23 protein-coding genes and 1 pseudogene are annotated in these 20646 nt (G+C 36.4%); 17 read left to right on the top strand and 7 right to left on the bottom strand.

Features of this window, described 5'->3' with window-relative positions; translation table 11 throughout:
• Window positions 1-171: 171 nt before the first annotated feature.
• Window positions 172-1404, bottom strand: coding sequence for a helix-turn-helix domain-containing protein (locus LCM23_RS23180; protein WP_224938956.1), 1233 nt, complete (start codon window positions 1402-1404; stop codon window positions 172-174).
• Window positions 1405-1582: 178 nt separating this feature from the next.
• On the opposite strand from LCM23_RS23180, the gene LCM23_RS23175 reads away from it, so the two are divergent.
• Together LCM23_RS23175 and LCM23_RS23170 are read left to right on the top strand one after the other, a co-directional pair.
• Window positions 1583-1723, top strand: coding sequence for a hypothetical protein (locus LCM23_RS23175; RefSeq protein WP_224938955.1), 141 nt, complete (start codon window positions 1583-1585; stop codon window positions 1721-1723).
• 324 nt (window positions 1724-2047) lie between these two features.
• Window positions 2048-2296 carry a hypothetical protein gene (locus LCM23_RS23170; RefSeq protein WP_224938954.1) on the top strand — a complete coding sequence of 83 codons (249 nt, stop codon included), beginning with the start codon at window positions 2048-2050 and terminating at the stop codon, window positions 2294-2296.
• A 328-nt stretch (window positions 2297-2624) separates the two neighbouring features.
• Here the strand turns inward: LCM23_RS23170 and LCM23_RS23165 are convergent, their stop codons facing one another.
• Entirely contained in the window at window positions 2625-4349 is a 1725-nt protein-coding gene (locus LCM23_RS23165) for a M4 family metallopeptidase (RefSeq protein ID WP_224938953.1), read from the bottom strand.
• A 235-nt stretch (window positions 4350-4584) separates the two neighbouring features.
• Between LCM23_RS23165 and sipW the strand changes: the two genes are divergently transcribed.
• Together sipW and LCM23_RS23155 are read left to right on the top strand one after the other, a co-directional pair.
• Window positions 4585-5145 (top strand): signal peptidase I SipW, encoded by a 561-nt coding sequence (gene sipW / locus LCM23_RS23160; protein ID WP_404826636.1) that lies wholly within the window; start codon window positions 4585-4587, stop codon window positions 5143-5145.
• Between the two features lie 51 nt (window positions 5146-5196).
• A complete protein-coding gene (locus LCM23_RS23155) occupies window positions 5197-5799 on the top strand; it encodes a TasA family protein (RefSeq protein ID WP_224938951.1) in 603 nt (200 codons plus the stop codon).
• Window positions 5800-6079: 280 nt separating this feature from the next.
• Here the strand turns inward: LCM23_RS23155 and LCM23_RS23150 are convergent, their stop codons facing one another.
• Complete coding sequence (locus LCM23_RS23150; protein ID WP_224939011.1) at window positions 6080-6271, bottom strand: hypothetical protein; 192 nt, start codon at window positions 6269-6271, stop codon at window positions 6080-6082.
• 221 nt (window positions 6272-6492) lie between these two features.
• Between LCM23_RS23150 and LCM23_RS23145 the strand changes: the two genes are divergently transcribed.
• The 5 genes from LCM23_RS23145 to LCM23_RS23125 are packed head-to-tail and all read left to right on the top strand — an operon-like array spanning window position 6493 to window position 10818.
• Window positions 6493-7152: a Yip1 family protein gene (locus LCM23_RS23145; protein WP_224938950.1), complete on the top strand. Its 660-nt coding sequence runs from the start codon at window positions 6493-6495 to the stop codon at window positions 7150-7152.
• A gap of 7 nt (window positions 7153-7159) precedes the next feature.
• On the top strand, window positions 7160-8281 hold the full coding sequence (locus tag LCM23_RS23140) for an efflux RND transporter periplasmic adaptor subunit (protein ID WP_224938949.1): 1122 nt from the start codon (window positions 7160-7162) through the stop codon (window positions 8279-8281).
• Window positions 8278-8964 (top strand): ABC transporter ATP-binding protein, encoded by a 687-nt coding sequence (locus LCM23_RS23135; RefSeq protein ID WP_095370626.1) that lies wholly within the window; start codon window positions 8278-8280, stop codon window positions 8962-8964. Before LCM23_RS23140 ends, LCM23_RS23135 begins: the two co-directional genes overlap by 4 nt.
• Before the next feature lie 2 nt (window positions 8965-8966).
• Window positions 8967-10160 carry an ABC transporter permease gene (locus tag LCM23_RS23130; RefSeq protein ID WP_224938948.1) on the top strand — a complete coding sequence of 398 codons (1194 nt, stop codon included), beginning with the start codon at window positions 8967-8969 and terminating at the stop codon, window positions 10158-10160.
• Window positions 10161-10215: 55 nt separating this feature from the next.
• The gene (locus tag LCM23_RS23125) at window positions 10216-10818 is read left to right on the top strand and encodes a YIP1 family protein (RefSeq protein WP_224938947.1); all 603 of its coding nucleotides are present in this window, start codon (window positions 10216-10218) and stop codon (window positions 10816-10818) included.
• A gap of 152 nt (window positions 10819-10970) precedes the next feature.
• Here LCM23_RS23125 and LCM23_RS23120 read toward each other — a convergent pair whose 3' ends face one another.
• Window positions 10971-11921 carry a lytic polysaccharide monooxygenase gene (locus LCM23_RS23120; protein WP_224938946.1) on the bottom strand — a complete coding sequence of 317 codons (951 nt, stop codon included), beginning with the start codon at window positions 11919-11921 and terminating at the stop codon, window positions 10971-10973.
• 294 nt (window positions 11922-12215) lie between these two features.
• On the opposite strand from LCM23_RS23120, the gene LCM23_RS23115 reads away from it, so the two are divergent.
• Complete coding sequence (locus LCM23_RS23115) at window positions 12216-12542, top strand: PadR family transcriptional regulator (RefSeq protein WP_224938945.1); 327 nt, start codon at window positions 12216-12218, stop codon at window positions 12540-12542.
• A gap of 14 nt (window positions 12543-12556) precedes the next feature.
• Complete coding sequence (locus LCM23_RS23110; RefSeq protein ID WP_224938944.1) at window positions 12557-13321, top strand: HAAS domain-containing protein; 765 nt, start codon at window positions 12557-12559, stop codon at window positions 13319-13321.
• 823 nt (window positions 13322-14144) lie between these two features.
• Here the strand turns inward: LCM23_RS23110 and LCM23_RS23105 are convergent.
• Complete coding sequence (locus tag LCM23_RS23105; protein ID WP_224938943.1) at window positions 14145-14309, bottom strand: DUF2197 domain-containing protein; 165 nt, start codon at window positions 14307-14309, stop codon at window positions 14145-14147.
• A gap of 22 nt (window positions 14310-14331) precedes the next feature.
• Window positions 14332-14961 carry a TetR/AcrR family transcriptional regulator gene (locus LCM23_RS23100; protein WP_224938942.1) on the bottom strand — a complete coding sequence of 210 codons (630 nt, stop codon included), beginning with the start codon at window positions 14959-14961 and terminating at the stop codon, window positions 14332-14334.
• Between the two features lie 165 nt (window positions 14962-15126).
• Between LCM23_RS23100 and LCM23_RS23095 the strand changes: the two genes are divergently transcribed.
• The 3 genes from LCM23_RS23095 to LCM23_RS23085 are packed head-to-tail and all read left to right on the top strand — an operon-like array spanning window position 15127 to window position 17353.
• The gene (locus tag LCM23_RS23095; protein WP_224938941.1) at window positions 15127-15672 is read left to right on the top strand and encodes a sigma-70 family RNA polymerase sigma factor; all 546 of its coding nucleotides are present in this window, start codon (window positions 15127-15129) and stop codon (window positions 15670-15672) included.
• Window positions 15673-15674: 2 nt separating this feature from the next.
• Window positions 15675-16106 carry a PadR family transcriptional regulator gene (locus tag LCM23_RS23090; protein ID WP_224938940.1) on the top strand — a complete coding sequence of 144 codons (432 nt, stop codon included), beginning with the start codon at window positions 15675-15677 and terminating at the stop codon, window positions 16104-16106.
• A complete protein-coding gene (locus LCM23_RS23085) occupies window positions 16103-17353 on the top strand; it encodes an FtsW/RodA/SpoVE family cell cycle protein (protein ID WP_224938939.1) in 1251 nt (416 codons plus the stop codon). The genes LCM23_RS23090 and LCM23_RS23085 overlap by 4 nt, the downstream gene beginning before the upstream one ends.
• Before the next feature lie 304 nt (window positions 17354-17657).
• On the opposite strand, the gene LCM23_RS23080 is transcribed toward LCM23_RS23085, so the two are convergent.
• Window positions 17658-18509 carry a pentapeptide repeat-containing protein gene (locus tag LCM23_RS23080; RefSeq protein ID WP_224938938.1) on the bottom strand — a complete coding sequence of 284 codons (852 nt, stop codon included), beginning with the start codon at window positions 18507-18509 and terminating at the stop codon, window positions 17658-17660.
• A 230-nt stretch (window positions 18510-18739) separates the two neighbouring features.
• On the opposite strand from LCM23_RS23080, the gene LCM23_RS23075 reads away from it, so the two are divergent.
• The 3 genes and pseudogenes from LCM23_RS23075 to LCM23_RS23065 all read left to right on the top strand — a co-directional run.
• Window positions 18740-19354: a GNAT family N-acetyltransferase gene (locus tag LCM23_RS23075; RefSeq protein WP_224938937.1), complete on the top strand. Its 615-nt coding sequence runs from the start codon at window positions 18740-18742 to the stop codon at window positions 19352-19354.
• Between the two features lie 47 nt (window positions 19355-19401).
• A complete protein-coding gene (locus LCM23_RS23070; protein ID WP_224938936.1) occupies window positions 19402-20001 on the top strand; it encodes a TetR/AcrR family transcriptional regulator in 600 nt (199 codons plus the stop codon).
• Window positions 20002-20523: 522 nt separating this feature from the next.
• Window positions 20524-20646, top strand: a pseudogene (locus LCM23_RS23065) (IS1595 family transposase); the annotation flags it as partial.

The raw sequence follows: 20646 nt of genomic DNA, 5'->3' as shown, positions 1-20646 counted from the left end.
TACAAAATAATCTATATGGAATAGAAGTGTTGTATATTTTTATCTTTTTAGGTATTCGTTTAAAATACTTCATTTCCTTTGTTTATTAAAACTTTCAATCTCTTGTTTGTCGTGCAGCTTGATAAGATACCAGGAGATGAAATTTTTTACAGTTATAGTGCCACTTGAAAATTAAATAAGCTGAACAGCTTCTTCTAATAATTCACTTGTTAGCTGAGGGGAAGAATTCATTTGGTTCATCTCGACTAATTCCTTCAAAGATGACTTCATTAAGGCAAAGTGTTGATGTTCTTTGAAATATGGGAATGCCTTTTCTGCTAAGTATAGTTGGTATTTGTCTTGTTCATCTTCTAATTTATACTCCAATAATTTGAAAAGGTGTATAAAAACATCTTCTTCTAGTTCTAGTGCTATTCTTTGTCCTTCGATAATATTTTTTCTTAAGGTTTTTTTACTACTTAAATGGCCTTCAACTGCAACGAGAATATAATTGAAAAGGCGATGAATGTAGACTTTACCTTTTTTATTACATAGGCGTATAGATTCCTTCAGGTATTGATAAGCTTCATTATATTCTTTTCTTCTGAGAAGCGTGTTTCCAAGATTGTTCAGTAACATCCCTTTTTTGTCATTATCATTAATTAATTCACACGCATAAATTAATCGGTTATACATAGGTTTCACATCGATATAAGGGTCTTCAGATATGTGTAATAACAATAAGGACTCCGCCTTAATTGCATCAGCGTAATTATTGATTTCTTTATAGTATTTTAACGCCTTTTCTGCATACATGTATGCCATTACTTGTCTGCCTACATATTGATAAGCAAGTGCTAAATGATAATAGAATTCCTCATTTGGGTAATAGGCAATCTGGATTTTATTGAAAATAGCCATGGCTTCATAATGATCATCTTTTTTAGAAGAATAGCGGATGAGATGCCATCCTTTCATATGAAGTAAAAAGTTTTTTTCATAAGGATTCATCCATGCTTCTACCTTGTCTAAAGAACCTAAGAGGGCATCAATGTCCTTTTTCTCTTCCTTTACGAACCAATATCGTAACATTACCAGTTGATAAAAATAGGCATACTTTGTAGATAATAAGTACGGTATATTATTTAAAATTCTTCGGTAAGACTCTACCTGTTTAATCTTATTCAAGATCAAAGCTTCATTGAAAGAATGCAATGTTTTTTCGATTTCCTCGAACTTTTCACTTTCTTTTTGTAAATCAATTTGTAACTTTTGCGAAAACAATTGAATAATTTCTAATGAATAATCGGTTTTACCATTCTCAATTTTACTCACATGTGTTGCGGTACAAATACCGTCACCTAATTGTGATTGAGTCATACCTTCTTTTTCTCTATAAAATTTAATAATATGGCCTACTGACAATGGTACTTACCCCCTAGATCTATTTAATGATTAATGTATACAATTGTAATATAGATTTATTGAATTGGTATATTATTTTTAATATTCTAACTTTAATGGGTGTTTTGTCTGATAGGCGTAGAGAAATATTCTTAGGTTATAAACAAGAAAATAGTAAACAGGAGGAACACAGCTGAGAATGAGCGAAAGTCTTGTATACGCGTTGCAAAAAAGAGTAAAAAAAGAGAGGGAATTGCGTGCAAGAGGGGTTTACGCGCAAAAAAGAGCAAAAAAGATAGGGAATTGCGTGAAAGAGGTGTTTACGCGCAAAAGAGAGTAAAAAAAGAGAGAGAATTGCGTGCAAGAGGGGTTTACGCGCAAAAAAGAGCAAAAAAGATAGGGAATTGCGTGCAAGAGGTGTTTACGCGCAAAAGAGAGTAAAAAAAGAGAGAGAATTGCGTGAAAGAGGGGTTTACGCGCAAAAAAGAGTAAAAAAGGATAGGGAATTGCGTTCAAGAGTGGTTTACGCGCAAAAGAGAGCAAGAAAAGGGTAAAGAATTGCGTGAAAGAGGGGTTTACGCGCAAAAGAGAGTAAAAAAAGATAGAGAATTGCGTGAAAGAGGGGTTTACGCGCAAAAGAGAGTAAAAAAAGATAGGGAATTGCGTGAAAGAGGTGTTTACGCGCAAAAGAGAGCAAGAAAAGGGTAAAGAATTGCGTGCAAGAGGCGTTTACGCGCAAAAAAGAGTAAAAAAAGAGAGAGAATTGCGTGCAAGAGGCGTTTACGCGCAAAAAAGAGTAAAAAAAGAGAGAGAATTGCGTGCAAGAGGGGTTTACACGCAAAAAAGAGTAAGAAAAGGTAAAGAACTGCGTGCATTAGGTATATACGCGCAAAAGAGAGCAAAAGGTAGGTAATTACATCCAAGAGGCGTATACGCAGGAAAGACAGAAAAAAGATTGGTCACTCAGAGGAAAAACTCGAAATGAAAGCCGAACAGCAAAAGCGTTTTGCACGTCATTCGAATTTCAAATCCGGAAACGAAAGCCAGGCAAATAGGGTGTGTGAGCTATTCTAGGTCCAGTCTATAAATCAGAAAACCCCCCAAATATGAGTGGGAACCTAAAATGGCCCTAAGGCACAACGCAATTTGAACGCTAGTCATTTCCACAAAAAAACGAACAAAGACTATTATTCATAGTGTTTGTTCGTTATGATTACCACTCAGCTTACAAGATTCAATGTTTATTCTAATACTCCAATTGAATCGTAGGCAGCCATTACAGCAGCTGTTTCAGCGGAAGGTTCTCCATTTCTATCAGGATATAAATCACGTGCAGATTGCACCATAGCTTCTCTCATCTCGGAAAAATTAGATGATGGTACTAAATAGACTGTTAATGCTTTATAAAGAATTTTGCCTAATTTATCTGATCCTATTCCATTAACTGTCGTACCGTAATGATCTCCACCCTCTGCAATAAGGTAGGCTGCTTTATTGTTAATGCTACTATTAATATGGACGCCACCTTTATCTAACTCTCCTAAATAGCGATCATCATAATGGTCAGGATAAGCATTATCTTTCATCCCATAGTTCGGGTGAAGTGAGTTGTCTTTCGGGTTCTCTAGGGAGCGAAGCCCTCCATCACCTGGGATATTAGGAGTGTATACATCTTCCCCTATTACCCAATTTTTATCTTCTTCAGCTTTGGAATGATTCTCTGCTAACACACCGAAAATATCAGCAATGGATTCATTTAGTGCGCCTGATTCACCTTCATACGTTAAATTAGCTGTATTTGTTATCACGCCATGTGTCATTTCATGTCCTGCAACATCAAGTGCCCCTGCTAGTGAACTGAAGTATGAACCATCACCGTCTCCATAAAGCATTTGTTTCCCGTTCCACGCTGCGTTATTCCACTTATCACCAATGTGCACGGTGCTAATAATCTTCATACCATCGTTATCTAAGCTATTACGATCATGTACGTTTTGATAGTATTTGTTTACCTTTATCGAGTTTTGTTGGGCAGAAATAGCTGCTGGATCGTAGAAGAAGTTAGACGCTGTCTCTACTTCAAAACCTGTAAATCCTAGTAAGGCAGACAAAAGGATAAAAGGCGTTTCACCCATTCTTTGTGCATCATACGTATGAATGGGTACTGAACGATTTTTGACAGTTTCTAATGAATATAAATGGGTTTTACCCGTTTCCATATTCTTTGTCGCATTGAAATTTTGCATTTTTCCTAATAAGTCTAATCCACGAGCACTGACAGTTTCTGTTTCCGGCTCCGCAGAATGAAGGGCATTAAAGTGATGTTGTACTTCACCCGTATGCGCATCAATAAAATAATGGAAGTAACCAGGCTCAGGAATAGAAGTGGAGGCTTTAACTAAATAGGTCAGATGGTATTCATCATTCTTTGGAAATACCATCAGATCTGTTTCAATGCCATCATAATCTTTTATCGCACCAATTTCATTTTCTATCGCAGCTTTCGCCTGAGACTCTGCCTCTTCCTTAGTAATAGTAGGTGTTGTATTGATATTTACTTTTACTAACTCGTTATTTACTTCTCCGATAGAAGCATAAACATTTAAGTTCTCATCTAGTGAAATTGTTTGGCCTGAGCCGTAAACTGGGACCCCGTTAATTTGCTCAACGGTTTTCATATGAGTTGTTCCTATTTGTTTATCAACCTGTTCATCAATGATCTTAAATTGATTCACATTCATTTTACTTGAACGCGCTTTAGGTTGGGGCTGATCTTTTAATTGGTCCTGTAAATAAGCTTGTACAACCTCCTCTTTATTTAATCCTTTCGGTGCTTGCCAGATGACTTCATTGGTCTCTGTTTGAATCGCTGCATATGTGGACAATGGAGAAAACCCCGTGAATGTGACGGACAAGGCTAATGCAGTGGGTAAAATCACTTTCTTAGTAAAATTTTTCTTCTTCAAAACAATCACCTCATATTCATTTTCTGTAAACAATTACAATTATTCTGAAAATTTAATACTACGTCAATATGTTAGCGATTGGGTTAATAAAACCCGACTTTGGACTCTCAACTCTATCATCTTCTATAGGAATCGCACGCTTTATTAGGTCTATTTACAGATAAAAATAACCCAATTTATTTATCAGATATTTCAGTTATATTATTGGTAGCAGAGAAAAACGATGAAGTTTTTTATGAAAGGAGAGTCATTCATATTGTTAAGTCTAGCAAAATGGACACTGCGCTTAATTGGTAATCTACTATTTCTGCTTATCTGTGTTTTATTATTTATTATGCTTTTTGCTCGATTCACCGGTAATGAACCCAATCTCTTTGGATACCAGGTTAAAACAGTGCTTTCTGGATCAATGGAGCCATTATTTAAAACAGGTTCAGTGATAGCGATTAACAGAACAGAAGAAAATCAAACCTATCAAACAGGAGATATTATTACTTTCAAACTTGATGAGATCCTTATCACACATAGAATAGTAGAAACATCTTTAAAAGATGGGGCAATTACGTATAAGACTAAAGGTGATAATAATGACGCTGTTGATAGATGGGAAGTCCCAGCACATCATGTGGTTGGGGAATATGCAGGTGTGACTATCCCCTATCTAGGCTATGTTCTGCATACCGCACAAACAAAAGCAGGAGCCGCATTATTAATGATTATTCCAGGCATCATTTTACTCTTCTCTGCCTTTGTGCAACCAGGGGAGAGAAAACCAAAAGAGGTATATACGCAGTAATTCTCTTCTCTACTAAGGGGAAGTGAAACATATATTAGGAGGAATGTTTACATGGGATTAAATTTTAAGTTAACAAAAAAGAATCTGATGACAGCTGCACTTGGATTATCATTAATTACCGGAGGCACTTATGCTTATTTTAGTGATAGTTTTGCCACTGAAAATACTTTTGCAGCAGGAACACTAGATTTAGCTGTAAATCCGGATTTTGTTGTGAATATTGATAATATCAAGCCAGGTGATGAAATCTATCGAGAATTCACTTTAGAGAATAATGGTACATTAGATATTCATAAAGTTCTGCTACAAACAGATTACTCTGTAGTGGATGCAAATGGGGATAATGTAGAAGACTTCGCTGAACATATCAAAGTAACGATTATGTATAATACAAGCAGCGCAACAGTCCCTGTTGTCGAAACTACATTGGCAGAATTATCGAATACAGAGCCAGATTTAACGGCTATCGATACATTCGTTGGCGGTGGACAAATACCCGATGGTATCCTAGCAGGGGAGAAAGAAAAAATGTTTGTGTTATTCGAATTTGTTGATAATGGACAAGATCAAAATCAATTTCAAGGTGATCAACTTCGTGTAAATTGGACATTTAATGCTGAGCAAACTGCCGGGGAATACTATGATGAGCAATAATGAGGTTAAATGTCTTTATGTAAAAATGTGAAACATTGCTCTTGCACGGGGGATCCGGTTTAAGAGTATTACATGGAAGTGAATTGCGGTCTCTCAAATCAGAATGGGACATTGATGCCATCGTAAAACTAGATACGGCGCTCTCAAATTAGGCATGAACAATAAGAGCGCCACAAAAAACTCATGTACTCGAATCAAGCTTTTCTATATTAGTAAGCTTATCCTTTAAATAGAGTGCCTGATGAAACATCTCATCAGGCACCCTAAAAAGGGCGTTACCCTACTGCTGTTTTGGATGCTCCTTACTCAACCTTTCATTTCCTCGTTTAAAGTTACCTGTGAGTTTTGCCAACAATAATTGAATGTTTCCCTCTTCGTTCTCGATCTTATTTATGAACTTCGCCGCTTCTTTTCCATTGATTGTTTTTATGACTTTATGGTTGTAGGAAATCACAACTGATTGATTTTTCATTATTTGAAAACTAAATGGCTCTTCTTTTAAGCGTTCTCTCTTATCTTCCACTCCATTTCAATCTCCTTCTATTCAATTTTATTTCTTTGCTAATGATATGAGCGAAACATAGGTTAATATTCAGCGTCTTTATTAAAAATATTTACCAAAAAAATGAAACTTTACAATTGCCACCACGTATACATTATTGTAGCAAGTTTATAAAAAGGGGAGATTTTTTTATGGAAGCTGAATTAAAGCATGAGGTGGAGGAACCAAAGAAACCGCGTTTATTTGGGATGATTGCCAATCCATCAGAGCAATTTGAGCGGATTAAGCAACGTCCAAAAATTTGGGTACCACTATTATTCGTAACTTTATTATTTACGGTCGGTATGATTATTATGGCTTTATCGATGGACCCGGCTTATCTTGGAATTGATGAGTTATCTTCAGCTGAGCAAGACATGGTGTATATGATTTCACTGATTGGGTTTGTAATTATGGGCATCATTACACCCATTTTTACGGTATTAATTTCTTCAGCTATTTATCTATTAATTTGTAAAATTGCCAGTTCTGATATGTCATTTAAGCAGCTTTTCTCAATGAATACATACATTCTGGTTATCAGTGTCATTGGACTCATCTTGAATGGTGTCATTCGTATGATAATTGGTGGCAACCCAGAGTTAAATGTGACGAGTTTAGCATCTGTATTAAATGCAGAAGCTACGAGTGTTTGGGCGAGTATTGAAGTTTTCTCCATCTGGCAAACAATCCTTGTCGGTTTAGGTTTGCATAAAGTGGCGGGATTAAGTAAAGGTGTTGCATACGGTGTGGCCATTGCCTTCTTTATTATTAGTATGATTTTCGCATTAGTTACTTCTACGGCGGTCTAAGATAAATATGAAGAAAAAAACTTGGATCATTGTTGGAGTGATAAGTGTAGTTTTGGTGATGATAGGCGCTAGCGTCTATCATCAAGCTTTTGCGAAAGGACCTTCTGTAACGACTGCAAATGCTGAGAATGAAGTAATTACAGATACGTTAATTGTGCCAGGTACATTATCTTTGAAAAATGAACAGAAAGTGTATCCTGGTGTAGAAGGCGAAGAAATTGCTGAAATCCTTGTAAAGGAAGGCGATGCTGTTGAAAAAGGTACGGCTGTCGCCAAGTATGATGATACACGAGTGGCGATGGAGCTTGAAAGGTTGAGTTTACAGATTGAATCTGGTTATTTACGAATCAATCAAGTGGACAAACAATTAGATCGACTCTCAGACCAAGAAAAGGAATTGCGTGATCAAGTCGGCAAAAAAGAAGCCACTAAGCAAATAGCACCGGAAAGAGATCAACTGCAATTAGATTTAAGAATGGCAAATTTAGATGTTCGTCAGTTACTTCTAGAAAAGAAAGAAATAGAAGCACAACAAAAAGATTTAGAGATAAAAAGTAAATTAGACGGAACAATTTTACAAGTGAATGAAGACCAACCAACGGATTCAATGACTCAGCAGCCAGTCATCCATATTGGTAATACGGATGAAATGGTAGCCCGAGGGGTTTTATCAGAATTTGAGTCTTTAAAGGTCGAGAAAGAGATGAAAGCGACGATTCGGACAGATGTATTACCTGATAAAGAATGGAAGGGGAAGGTTAATTTCATCGGTTTAATGCCAGATGAAAACAACCAGTCTGTTGCTGGTGAAGCGACCCCAGCGCAATATGGAATGACAGTTGAAATTGAAGATGATATTACTGAACTGCGCACAGGATTCCAATTAATTATTGAAGTGGAGACAAGTAGTAAGAAGGCACTTACTGTCCCATCTGAGTCTGTGTTATCTGCCGATGGTGAATCTTATGTATATCTTTTAAAAGATGGAAAAGCTCATCGTCAAGACGTGAGTGTAGGCGTTGCCACTGGTGAAAAGATAGAGATATTAGATGGTTTAATAGCTGAAGATGATGTGATTACTAATCCTTCTGATGAATTGAGTGATGGCTTGGAAGTGGAAGTCGAATGATTCATTTACGAGAAATCACAAAATCTTACCAGATAGGCGATGAAATGGTCGATATTTTACAAAGCATTGACTTAACGATTGAAAATGGAGAGTCACTCGCAATTATGGGTCCGTCTGGTTCTGGAAAATCGACATTAATGAATATTATTGGTTGTCTAGACCGACCGACGAATGGAACCTATCAACTAGACGGTGAAGATATATCGCAATATTCTGAAGTGGAACTAGCGAAAATTAGAAATCGGTCCATTGGTTTTGTTTTTCAACAATTTCACTTACTACCAAGGCTGACGGCTTTAAAAAATGTTGAACTACCGATGATCTATAGTGGTCTGAATAAGAAGGAAAGAATGGCTAAAGCTGAGCGGGCGCTCATTAAGGTAGGTTTAGAAGACCGGATGGAACAGCTTCCGAGTTTGTTATCAGGCGGACAGAAGCAACGGGTAGCCATCGCCCGTGCACTTGTGAACGAACCGAAGTTGATCTTGGCTGATGAACCGACTGGCGCGCTCGATACAAAAACGAGTGAAAATATTATGGAACTTTTTACCCAACTAAATAAAGAAGGTACTACGATTGTAACGGTAACACATGAACCGGAAATCGCCGCTTATGCGAGTCGTAGAATTCTCGTCCGCGATGGTATCATTGTCGAAAATGAGCGCCAAGTAGGGAGGCGATGACTTTGAGCCTTCTTGAAAGTATAAAAATGGCACTTAGTTCGTTAATGGCACATAAGCTGCGTTCCATTCTTACAATGATAGGGATCATTATCGGTGTTGGCTCTGTTATTATTGTTGTTGCTATTGGTCAGGGCGGGGAAGCCATGTTGAAATCACAACTCACAGGCCCGGGAAATACGGTTGATTTATTTTATCAACCGTCAGATGAAGAGATAATGGCCAATCCCAATGCATTGTATGCCTCGGCTTTTTCACAAGAGGATATTCGCGCTTTAGAGGAAATTGATGAAGTGAAAAGGGTCGTTGCGTCAAGCTTAGAATTCGGCCCTGTTCAGTTTCGAGATCAGCAGATAGAAGCAACTTTAATGGGGATTAACGAATCTTATTTTCAATTGAACCCGTTAAATCTATCAGATGGAAGAGGTTTTACAACAGCAGATTTCTTAAGTGGAAAACGGGCAGTTATTGTTAGTCAATCACTTCAGGAAGAGCTATTTGAAGGAGAAGCAGCAGTGGGTGAGGTGATTCGCCTTGGTGCTCAACCGGTTGAAATTATTGGTGTGCTAGAAAAACCAACAGGGATTTTCTCCTTCGGTAGTATGGAAGTATACTTGCCTAGTTCGACTTGGTTAACGATTTATGGCAGTAGTGATATATCGCAAGTGACATTACAGACTGATTCGGCAGATGATCTACAGCAGGCAGGAGAGAAAGCAGCCTCTCTAATGAACAATCGCTATAACACGGAAGAAGCATACCAAGTGTTAAATATGGAAGAAATCGCTGAAGGACTCGGTCAGGTCACAACAATTATGACGATGATTATTGGTAGTATTGCCGGGATCTCATTATTTGTCGGTGGAATTGGCGTCATGAATATCATGCTTGTCTCTGTCACAGAGCGTACGCGTGAAATTGGCATAAGAAAAGCGTTAGGCGCAACGAGACAGCAAGTATTAACTCAATTCCTCATAGAGTCAATTACACTTACTTTCATTGGTGGTGTAGTCGGTATTCTGCTTGGTTGGGGTGTGACAACATTAATTAGTCTATTTGCGGATTGGCCGTCTCTCATGAGCTGGCAAGTTATTGCTGGAGGCATGCTATTCTCTATGCTAATCGGTGTCATCTTTGGGATATTACCTGCAAGTAAAGCATCAAAGCTCGACCCTATTGAATCATTGCGTTATGAATAATTAGAAGAAGTGTAGTAGATAAGCTGCACTTCTTTTTGTTAGAGGAGGAACCGTGATGTGGAACGATTTAAAAGCACTAGTATCAGAGCCGTCTATGCTCTTTAAACAGTTAAAGCAAACACCAAAGGTGAAAAGTGCCTTATTTATTGTCTTTATTTTATCCTTTATTCATATGTTTTTCGGTGCATTTTACGTAGAATCCAGTATATTTTCTGAAGTCGGTTTGGATGAAATGGGAGGTATGTGGCTAAGTATCGTACCAATCTCTATTGCCAGTTTATTTGGTCCCATATTTTTTATAACAGTTGTGAGCTTAATAATTTGGGTCATAACAAAAGTGGTCAAAACAGGTGCAACCTTTACACAATTATTTTCCATGTATACATATATTGTCATTGTAACGACTTTTGGTGATGTCTTGAATGTCATTATTCAAGCCCTAGTTGGTAGTGATGGCTTAATTATGGTAACAAGTATTGGTTATTTGTTTAACAGTGACGTGTCAAGTCCGCTACATTTACTCGAAGTATTCTTTATATGGGAACTTATCCTCGTGGGTATAGGTCTTCAATATACAGCTGGAATTAGGAGAATGTGGGCGTGGATAGTGGTTAGTCTTTATGTTCTTTTCATTTTCATTATAAGGATCCTCCCATAATGAAGGAAGAGAGACAGTGCAAGCTGGTAGATAAGAGGAATGAGATGTCCACATAGGCGGTTTCGCCAAATGAAAAAAGAAGTGTGGGCAAATGAGAACTGCCCACACAACTTCTCTTGTATAATTAGGAGAGCAATAAGTGATTCACCTACTTAAATTTCTTCCCAGACACTAGATTCACCTGGCACGTCCCCTTTTGACCACCATTTAGCCTTAAAAAGTTGCCCATTAAACAGTACTTGGTCACCACCATAGTAAATGACTTCGCTATTCCATTCACGGTTTTCCGCTTCGCTGATAAGTTGCCACACACTCGATTTATCAGGTTGATCCCCTTTTGTCCACCACTGTGCCTCATATGTTAAACCGTTATAAATTACACGATCCCCTTCTACATAAATAGTGTCTGTCTGCCAAGTATCGCCTTCAATAGGAGTTTCGGGTTCTGGGTCTGTGCTTGGTTCTTCCGGTTCAGGTGTTGGCTCAGGATCAGGTTCGGGTGTAGGTATATTATTTTCACCAGAGAATTCGGCATCAATCACATGATAAAAGGCGTTACTTGTATTCGCCACATCCCATACAGCTAAGATCACATGATAGCCTTCACGCTCAGGTACGGTTACTTCATGTGAAACGGTTGAGCCTGGGACTGCCCCATGATCATTTTCTTCAAAGAAAGGGGTTAATTCAAATTGATCCCGTGTTAAGGGTGCATTAGGGTCCCAATCTTCTTTTGTTATGTAATAATGCCATTTGGCTGTTGAGTGAGCAGCAGTTAAATGCCATGTAAATGTTTGCTCCCCTGCATCCATATCGACTTTTGCCCATCGCGTTTCGGATTGTTCGTCCAATTCAGGAAATATCCCATTGGCAGAAGCAAATTGGCCATCTGCTAAACCTGCTTCAGGAAAACCTTTTGTTGTTTCGGTTGATTGTGGTTCATACTGAACTCCGCCACAATTTTCATTGACACCTTGTGCACATAGAAGGGCACGAGAAGGTTGTTGCTCGACATAACCATGTCCAAATGCTGCACCTGGAGCCATAAGCATGGCAGTCATAAGTATCGCCACACTGAGGGACCGTTTTTTCTTTCCATTCATATCCTTCATCTCCTTTAATAATTGCACGTACTAAAAGTGTATCGTTCTATTGGTTATGTATAAATGTCAGAAGGACCTAATTTTTCATTTAGATACGATAGCCCAAGTTTTGTAATATAATATCCAATTGATATCTGTATAGATAGAGGGAAAAAGGGTAATTGTTTAACAAACGTTTGATTTAGAGACGCTTTTATTGAAAAATAAATAATATAACCCTTGTTTTACAAGATAGTATCTTTTATACTGTTCCTATACCTTGTAAAACAAGATAGTGAAATGGGTGGAAAAGAAATGTCGCAAACACAAATGATGAAGGGAATTATCGATGGCTGTCTGTTAGCGATTATTGATGGTAATGAGTGCTATGGCTATGAAATGGCTGAACGGCTAGGTGATTATGGCTTTGATGCGGTGAGTGAAGGGACGATCTATCCGCTACTCATGCGCATGCAAAGAGAAGGATTAGTCACTTCTGTTCGCAGAGCATCGACAGCTGGACCACAGCGAAAATACTATTCTCTTACAAAAGAAGGCAAGCAGGCATTAGCAGAATTTATCCTGAGGTGGCAACAGCTAGAGAAAAGCGTCAATGCCGTCCTAAAAAAAGAAATGGAATAGTGGAGGTGGAACTGATGGCATTAACACAGAAGAGTAGAAAATTTCTTGAGGACTTGCATATCTATTTACTATCAAGTGGAAAAAACCTCAACGAAATTAAGGAGATTACTACAGAACTCGAAGATCATCTAATAGAAGCAGAAGCAAATGGTAAATCGATTGACCAAATTGTAGGAGACTCCCCAAGTGCCTATATGGAGAGTATTTCAGGTGAAATGAAACCAGATCTTGCGTCATGGGCAAAGTACTTTCCACTTGTCTTGCTGGGACCGATTGCTTTTACCATATTCGGAGATTTACTTGATAACGGAGTACTCGCTTATAGTCTATTTAATATCATTGGAATCATTGTTTATACCTTGCTATTTATTATGGGTGTTTCCATTGTATTCAAATATACGTCAAGAAAACAGACATCCGTCACAAAGGAAATAATCATCTTATCGTTACCAATCATCGTTAGCATGCTGTTTTATCTATTAGTACTATTTTTGGATACAATGATAGACACACCGATCGTCAACTTTGGAGAAATCGGCAGTATTGTGTTGGGGAGCGTTATATTCATACTCATCATCGCCTTCTCCATATGGAGCAAAACGATCATTATTCCAGTTGTTTTACTCGCACTGTTCTTACCAGATATTTTACTTAAGGAAACGGCGCTATCTGAATCTAGTAAGCTAATCATTGGCATGTTCATTACTTATAGCCTCATTGGATTGTACTTGTTTTATATTTTTGCAAAGGAAAAGAAGAAGCAGCAAGGAAGTGAATGAGGTGCTAATAATAATTTATTTTGTTAGGCATACTCACTCCTTCTTTACGTAACAGGTCTTAGAAACAGGCAAGAAAGTTTAACATTAAGGGCAACCCAGGAGTATAGAGAAAAGATTAGATTTACTCAATTTGGAGAATTAACGTCTAGAGCAAAATTAACAAAAGGGGAAGGGCTTAGTGTTAAGTCTAAAAACGGTGAAGATATTAAGTTGATGGAACAATAAAGCTTTTTAGCTTCATTCCAATACATGCCATATCTCCTTATTTTTAGTGAACACTTTATCTATTGAAAAATCATCTATTCCGCTAAATGTTAATCATTTAAATCAAAACCACATTACGTTTATAAAAGTACGTTTTGAATACAAATGTTTATTAAATTATATACAAAAAATCAGTAGGGAAATTATTATTCCAAAAAGTACGGACGGTTTATTAGTAAGATGTTTTTAATTTTATATTTTGCAAAAATACCTCTTCCTCTGTTAATGAAGACGGGGTATATAGTGTAAGATATTATGAAAAGAGGATTACTGTCATTGATTAAATATTAAACTATTTTTATCATTGAATATGTTTAAATTTACCTTTATTTCAAAAAAGTGACTTACTTAGTATAAAATATATTCTAGGAATTAATAAAAGCACAAACCCGTGATTTGAAAATGTTTCGACTGATTATGTTAATAGAACCATAACTACAAATACCAAAAAGACTAGGGGAATGTTAGAGTCCTAGTCTTTTTTTCTTCCTAAATATGGAAGTTATTAGTTTGACGTATCTTCTCATTCCGCCTCTAAGACAAGGAAAGTCCCTTTAGGTTACCTAAAGAAATTTTTGATAGCATCAATGCGTATCTTATGACTACAATCTTCGCAACAAAAAATTTTACTCCTATTTTCCTTAAATAGTTTATAGTTTAGTGAACCTTCGTATACTCTGAATACTTGTCTACAACTATAACAAAGTACCTCATAGTAAATCATAATCATCCTCCTAAGTGACCACTTACTTTTTAGTTGATTTATCGAAGATTGTAACCAATTCTCTCGTATATTGCTGAACATCCAAATGAGGCTTCCTCGTTAATTCAAGGGTGAACCCGTCAATGGCACTTCTTATTGTTAACGCCATCACCCTTGCTGATGATCTGGTAAATTCTCTGAAAACTCCTTTTTGCATCCCTAGGGTAAGAATATTTTCAATTGGAAGTAAAATAGCTTCATCATGGTCTGCTGCAAACTGAAGTTTACCATCAGTAGTTCTCTTATTAGAAACCGTTTCTATAACAGCGAACACATGCTGACGATTTTCATCTATAAATGTAAGGTTGGATTCAATATACACCTGAAGCATTTCTTTAGGAGATTTTTGAGCTTCTATTCTTGGAGAAATATAGGCTTGCCAAGCTAAATAGTATTCGATAGGTATTTGCTCCAATAATTCCTCTTTATTTGCAAAGTGATAAGAAATAACCCCCTTACTGATATTTGCACGTTTTGCAATTTTTCCTAAAGAGGCTTGAGCGTAACCTATTTCTGCAATTGTTTCAATTGCACATTCCACAATTTGAGCTCTACGGGCTTTTTCAATGAATGACATTTCTTTTTGGTTAGTTGATTTACTTTTTTTACGCATGTACTTATTTTAGTACAGTCGTACAAATAATTCAAACGCCAAAGATGAAGGTTTAAAATTTCAATTCCAATATAAACATAAATATTTCCTTTACTTTCCCTTAAATTTTTCCAAACCAAAATGATACTTGCTTCGTCTAAAATGGGTGATAGGGGTGAAGCTTAGATGGCTGATGAAAAAATAGCAATAAATGTTAATAATATAGAAAATACTGAACAAATTATCGGCCAATTAATGGATAACTACAGCGATGATGTACTGCATCTTGTTTTTTCATATGTGAAGAATCGAACGACAGCTGAGGATTTAACACAAGAGATATTTATTAAGTGCTATGAAAAACTAGGTCAGTTTAATCATAAGTCATCAATAAAAACGTGGCTATATCGAATTGCCATTAATCATTGTAAGGATTACTTGCGTAGTTGGCATTATCGTAAAATAAAATTCAGCGATAAAATTTGGGACCATATCCCATCCAAGTCAAAACATGTGGAAGAGGAAATAATCTCAAGAAATGTAGCGGACAGTTTAACAAGCGCTGTGATGGATTTACCAGTAAAATACAGGGAAGTTGCCTTTTTACATTACTACGAGGAGCTTTCATTAGCAAATATCAGCAAGATTACGGGTGTCAATCGTAATACATTAAAAACTAGATTAAAGCATGCCAGAGAATTATTAAAGAACAAGATGAAAAAGGAGGTTTAATCATGGACGATCCATTCTATAACTTAAAGAATTCTATAAAAAAAGATTTTGCAGGTCTTTCTTTTTCCGAGGAGAGAAAAAATGCGGTGAAAGAAACGATCCGTAGGAAACAATCTCACCTAGAACTTCATTACTGGAAAGTAGAAACCCTAAAAAATATATTAGAGTCACTGCAAGATGGAGCTAAGCATGGGTACGATATTTCCACTCAACTATTTCGAAAAAAAGAGCTTAGCTTCAAAAGCAATGAAGGCCAGCTTTATATCCTTTTACATCTACTTGAAAATAAGAAAATCATTACTTCCAACTGGATTGAAGACAGGAAATACTATTCTCTAACTACAAAAGGAAAAAAATATGTAGCTTCTTGGGAGTATAGAGGTTCTAAACAATGCGCATCACTGAACTATTTAATTGAGGAGGCTTCTTTATGAGTTCTTCCAAATTTGAGGAATATTTAAGTAAAGTCATCTCTCAAGTGAAATCCAAGGAAGCTCACAGTATGATCAAAAAGGAGCTTAGTAATCATATGGAAGAGCTCAGCCAATCCTTTCAAGAGAGGGGAGTATCTATAAAGGATGCGGATAAAAAGGCAATGGAGGAAATGGGAGATCCCTCTACCGTTGGTAAAAACATGAATCATCTTCATAAACCGAGAACGGATTGGCTCCTTATTGTTTTATTTGTCATTCTTGCGGGCATTAGTTTTCTTCCACTGATTGGTGGTTTTTCAGAACCTAGCATTTCTTTAATGAAAAAACAAGTAGTCTGGCTCGTGCTTGCAATTCTTGCTCTCATAGGATTTCTATTCTTTGATTACAGGAAACTGAAAAATTTGTGGATGTATTTTTATGGAGGTGGCTTAATCCTGTTTTTCGCAACTTTTTTAGTTGGCATGGAGCTTAACGGAGCAAAAAGATGGATTTCTTTCGGGGGTATGACGATTGATGGTCCAGCTATATCCTTATTTTTATTTTTCTTAGCGTGGGCCGGCATTTTTGCCAAAATCAATGAGTTTAAGGGTTGGAAAAAACAAGGAATGCTATTAATCCTATTTTGGACTCCAGTCATTCTCTACATCATGGTCCCACAATTTATGTTTAGTATAATATACTTTTTTTGCGTATTAGCGATGTATGTTTTTTCTTATGTTCATAAACAATTTGCCATTAAAGTAGCCGTGGGTAATTTGCTTATAGGTATCATTTTCATTAGTACAATGATCCTTTATTTCCCTAATAGCTTTCTCTCAGATACCCTCATACCACTGAAAGATATCCTTACAGAGGCTGGTTGGTTCGGCAAGGGACTTTACAATGATCTAAAGCTCGCTGAAGCACATACAGATTTGGTATTCCCATTTCTTGTCTATGCTCTTGGCTGGGCATTCGGAATAATCCTTTGTCTACTTCTCTTTGTATTTATTTTGCGGATTTCATTAAATGCTTTTAAAACAAAGGATGTATTCGGCAGATTATTAGTAATCGGTGGGGCTGCATTATTTATTGTTCCAGCCTGTTGGAACATTCTAATGGGTCTTGGAATCGTCCCAATTATGGTAGTACCCCTGCCGTTTATTAGTTATGGAGGAAGCATGTTGCTAGTTTACTCTGCACTACTAGGCCTTATTCTGAACGTTTATCGAAGAAAAGATATTGTCGAACCTACAATGGTAAATTAATTTAGTGTATATACTTTATTAGTACACATATTGAAATAGAAAGCCTGTATCTAGATTAAAATATATCTGGTGGTTTAGATTAAAGTTTGATCAAGAAATATCTCGAAAACCATATTTTGTGTTAACTTAAAAAGCCTATTTTGAAATAAAGATTGATCAAAATGGGCTTTTTTTTGAAGTATTTGTTATAAAAAAGTTTGATCATTTATGTAGTGTTCTTCCGATAAAGCGCCATTTTCTTGAATAAGACTGATAGTAAAACCATCTTCAAAAAGGCTCTGTTAATAAACAAACATGAACAAGATTAATTCATCCAATGAGAAGGTCGATGTATATGAGAGGGTAATATGGTCTTTACATCACCTTTGGTCGAATTAATTTGCATTTGGGTCAAAAACATACTGGTTGACAGATCAGCGCCACTGAAATTAACATCTCGCAAATCCGCACCAATAAAATTGACTGCCCCTAAATCCGTATTTCTCATATCCGCAGCAATTAAATAGGCTCCCCTAAAATCAGTTGCTCTTAAATCTTTTCCCTTTAATTTTTTGCCCATCCAATCAGCTCTTCCATGGTCAAACTCTCTAATTTTTCGATCACCAGGCATTTTATCAATGGTATTTCTCCTAACAAAATCACTCGCTGAAGTAAGCAGTTCATTTAAAGAAAATCGGTAAATCACCAAATCAAGTGACAATAAATTATCTGCGTCCAACTTCGTTAAATCCTGCAATTCCTTTAACTGTTTCCTCAACTGATCAGCTAAATTATCCGGTATATCGTAAGACAGAGCTTCTGCCACGTAGGCAATCATTTCATGAATTTGCTCCATGATGGGAAACACTTGAAACATTTTCTCCCCAATGTCAGGGTTTTCTCGCCAACTCTGACCGTTAAAAGTAACTTGAGAAACGACTTGTCCAGCACCCAAACAATCAAATACTGTACAGCCTTTGAATCCTTTATCGCTTAACTGACTATGAATTTGGCAACTGTAATCAGACTGCAAATTCCTACAAGGAGTACCTGCCGGTTTGTTAATCCGAAAATCACTTGATGCTACGATATTAAGTGCTGTACAGCAAAGTCCAAAGCACTTTGTACAATCAGCCGTTAAACTTTCTCTAATATTTTTAGCGGTTTCATTATCCATTTTTATACCCTCTATCTTTAATTGAAAAAAACTATTGATTTTATTATACAAGATTCCAGAAGAATCTGTCTCTTTAACGGAATAATCTTTTAAGACAAAAACCCTTTTAGAAAAAGAGTTAGCCAAAGGGGGCAAAGCTTCGTAAATCCACAAGATTATGGGATTCACAATGTAGCCTTTTTGTTTTATAATGAAAATATATTCACTCATTAAAAAAGGGGTGTTATTCTATGGGGGCAATTTATCAAAATCTTAAAATCATTCCTGCTGCTGAAACTGATTTAAATGTAAGAAAACAGATGGGAGAAATCTTCGCGGAAGGCTTTACGCAATGGCTTGGTTATTTTTCAAAGGATAAAAAAATTATAGCCAATGCTTTTGCTCATATGTTTGTTTTAGACCAATTTTATGTAGCAATAGTAAATGGTGAAATTGCTGGTTTTGCGGCTTGTACAGATAGAAAAAGTAATTCTGTGAGGTTAAATTCAAAAGAGTTGAGAAAGCACTTAGGTTTCTTTAAAGGAAGCATAGCCAGTGTTTTTTTGAAAAAGGAATTTGAAGCTCCTTACGAACACTTACCAACAAACACTGGATCGATTGAGTTTGTTGGAACCGCTCAGAAATTTCGTGGTCAAGGTGTGGCATCTCAAATCATTCATCATATCATTGATAACACACTATATGATGATTATGTGATTGACGAAGTAGCAGATACTAATATCCCGGCAATACAGTTATATGAAAAGTTGGGTTTTAAAGAATACAAGAGAAAGTCTATGCCAGAAAAAATATCTAAGAAAAATGGTATTCATCATCTTTTGTCTTTGAAATATGTGAAAGATTAAAGCACTTATTATCAGGAAACAGAATGGTCAAAAAGGGGAGAAGAAGATTGCCTAGATCAGAAGAGCAATATGAGGCAATGAGGATTGCGACAAAAAATAAAATCCACACTGCAGCAATAAAGCTTTTTGCAAAGAAAGGATTTGCTGCTACAGGTGTGAAGGATATTGCAGAAGAAGCGGGAATTAGCATTGGGTTAATGTATCGTCATTATAAAAAGAAAGAAGACTTATTTAATGAATTAGTTACTTACGCTGTGGAAGGGTTAAAAAGAATTATAAAAAAGTTTCAAAGCAATGAATCCCCAGTTGAGTTAATTCTTCAATTAACATTGGAAATATTAAATGATTTAGATAATGATGATGAGTATGCCTATTTTCAAATGCTTATGAACCAATCCTCAACAATAGAGAATCTGTCTCCTCAAATACAGCAGCTTAATATGCAGAGTAAAGCTATGTTCAATCAAACTGCCCGATTAATTGAAAAAGGTCAGATATTAGATCAATTTAAAAAGGGAGATCCCATGGAAATGGCGCTTTTCTATTTTGCGACGATACAAGGTTTAACGATGATGAAAATTACTATGAATAATGAATTTATAACACCGAGTCGAGAAATTGTTACCTCTTTTTTGATAAAGGATTGAAGTTCTCCGGTAGTTAAGAAGAAATATGTAATGGTGATTTCTGAGTAGAAATGGCAAAAAAAACTCTATATGTTTCGAAATTGAATACTTAAAGAACCTTTGAGCTAACGAAGAGGGATAGTCAGAAAAATATTAGTGCCTTTGAATCAGATTGCAAAAATTGTTTGAATCTGCCGATATTCCTCAAAAAGAAAGTGGAGTATCTTGTTGTTAATTATGCGGAAATTATTTGTGCTCATTTAATGACCAATAAGACAGTAAGTAAGACCGTTCAATAAAAGCTAATACGATACAGAAGTACAATTTCGTACTATACCAGAGATATGGATTTTTTTTTCGTTTAGATGAACCATAATTAAATGGAGAGACATTCAATAACTTTATTACTTGTAAAATCGTAAGTTTATACATGTGGAATCGCACGATTAATCTTTTAGTTTTAGGCTGTTTTCGTATAGATTGTTGCTTTCTTGACCATACTTATAAAGGGTTGATAAATGGGGTTTAAGGAGGCGTTCAAGTATGCGGAAAGATGTATATGAAGAGTTCAGCGAACTAACCAAATCAGAGCAAATGGCTTTATTTAATGCTATGAAACAGGATTTATTTCCAGACGAACCAGATAAGATTAATAAACTACTCAAA

Origin of the sequence: Cytobacillus kochii (assembly GCF_020171845.1) — a bacterium.
GTDB lineage: Bacteria > Bacillota > Bacilli > Bacillales > Cytobacillaceae > Cytobacillus > Cytobacillus kochii.
Note: the sequence above shows the minus strand (reverse complement) of the source record. Positions and strands in the feature narration are given on the sequence as shown.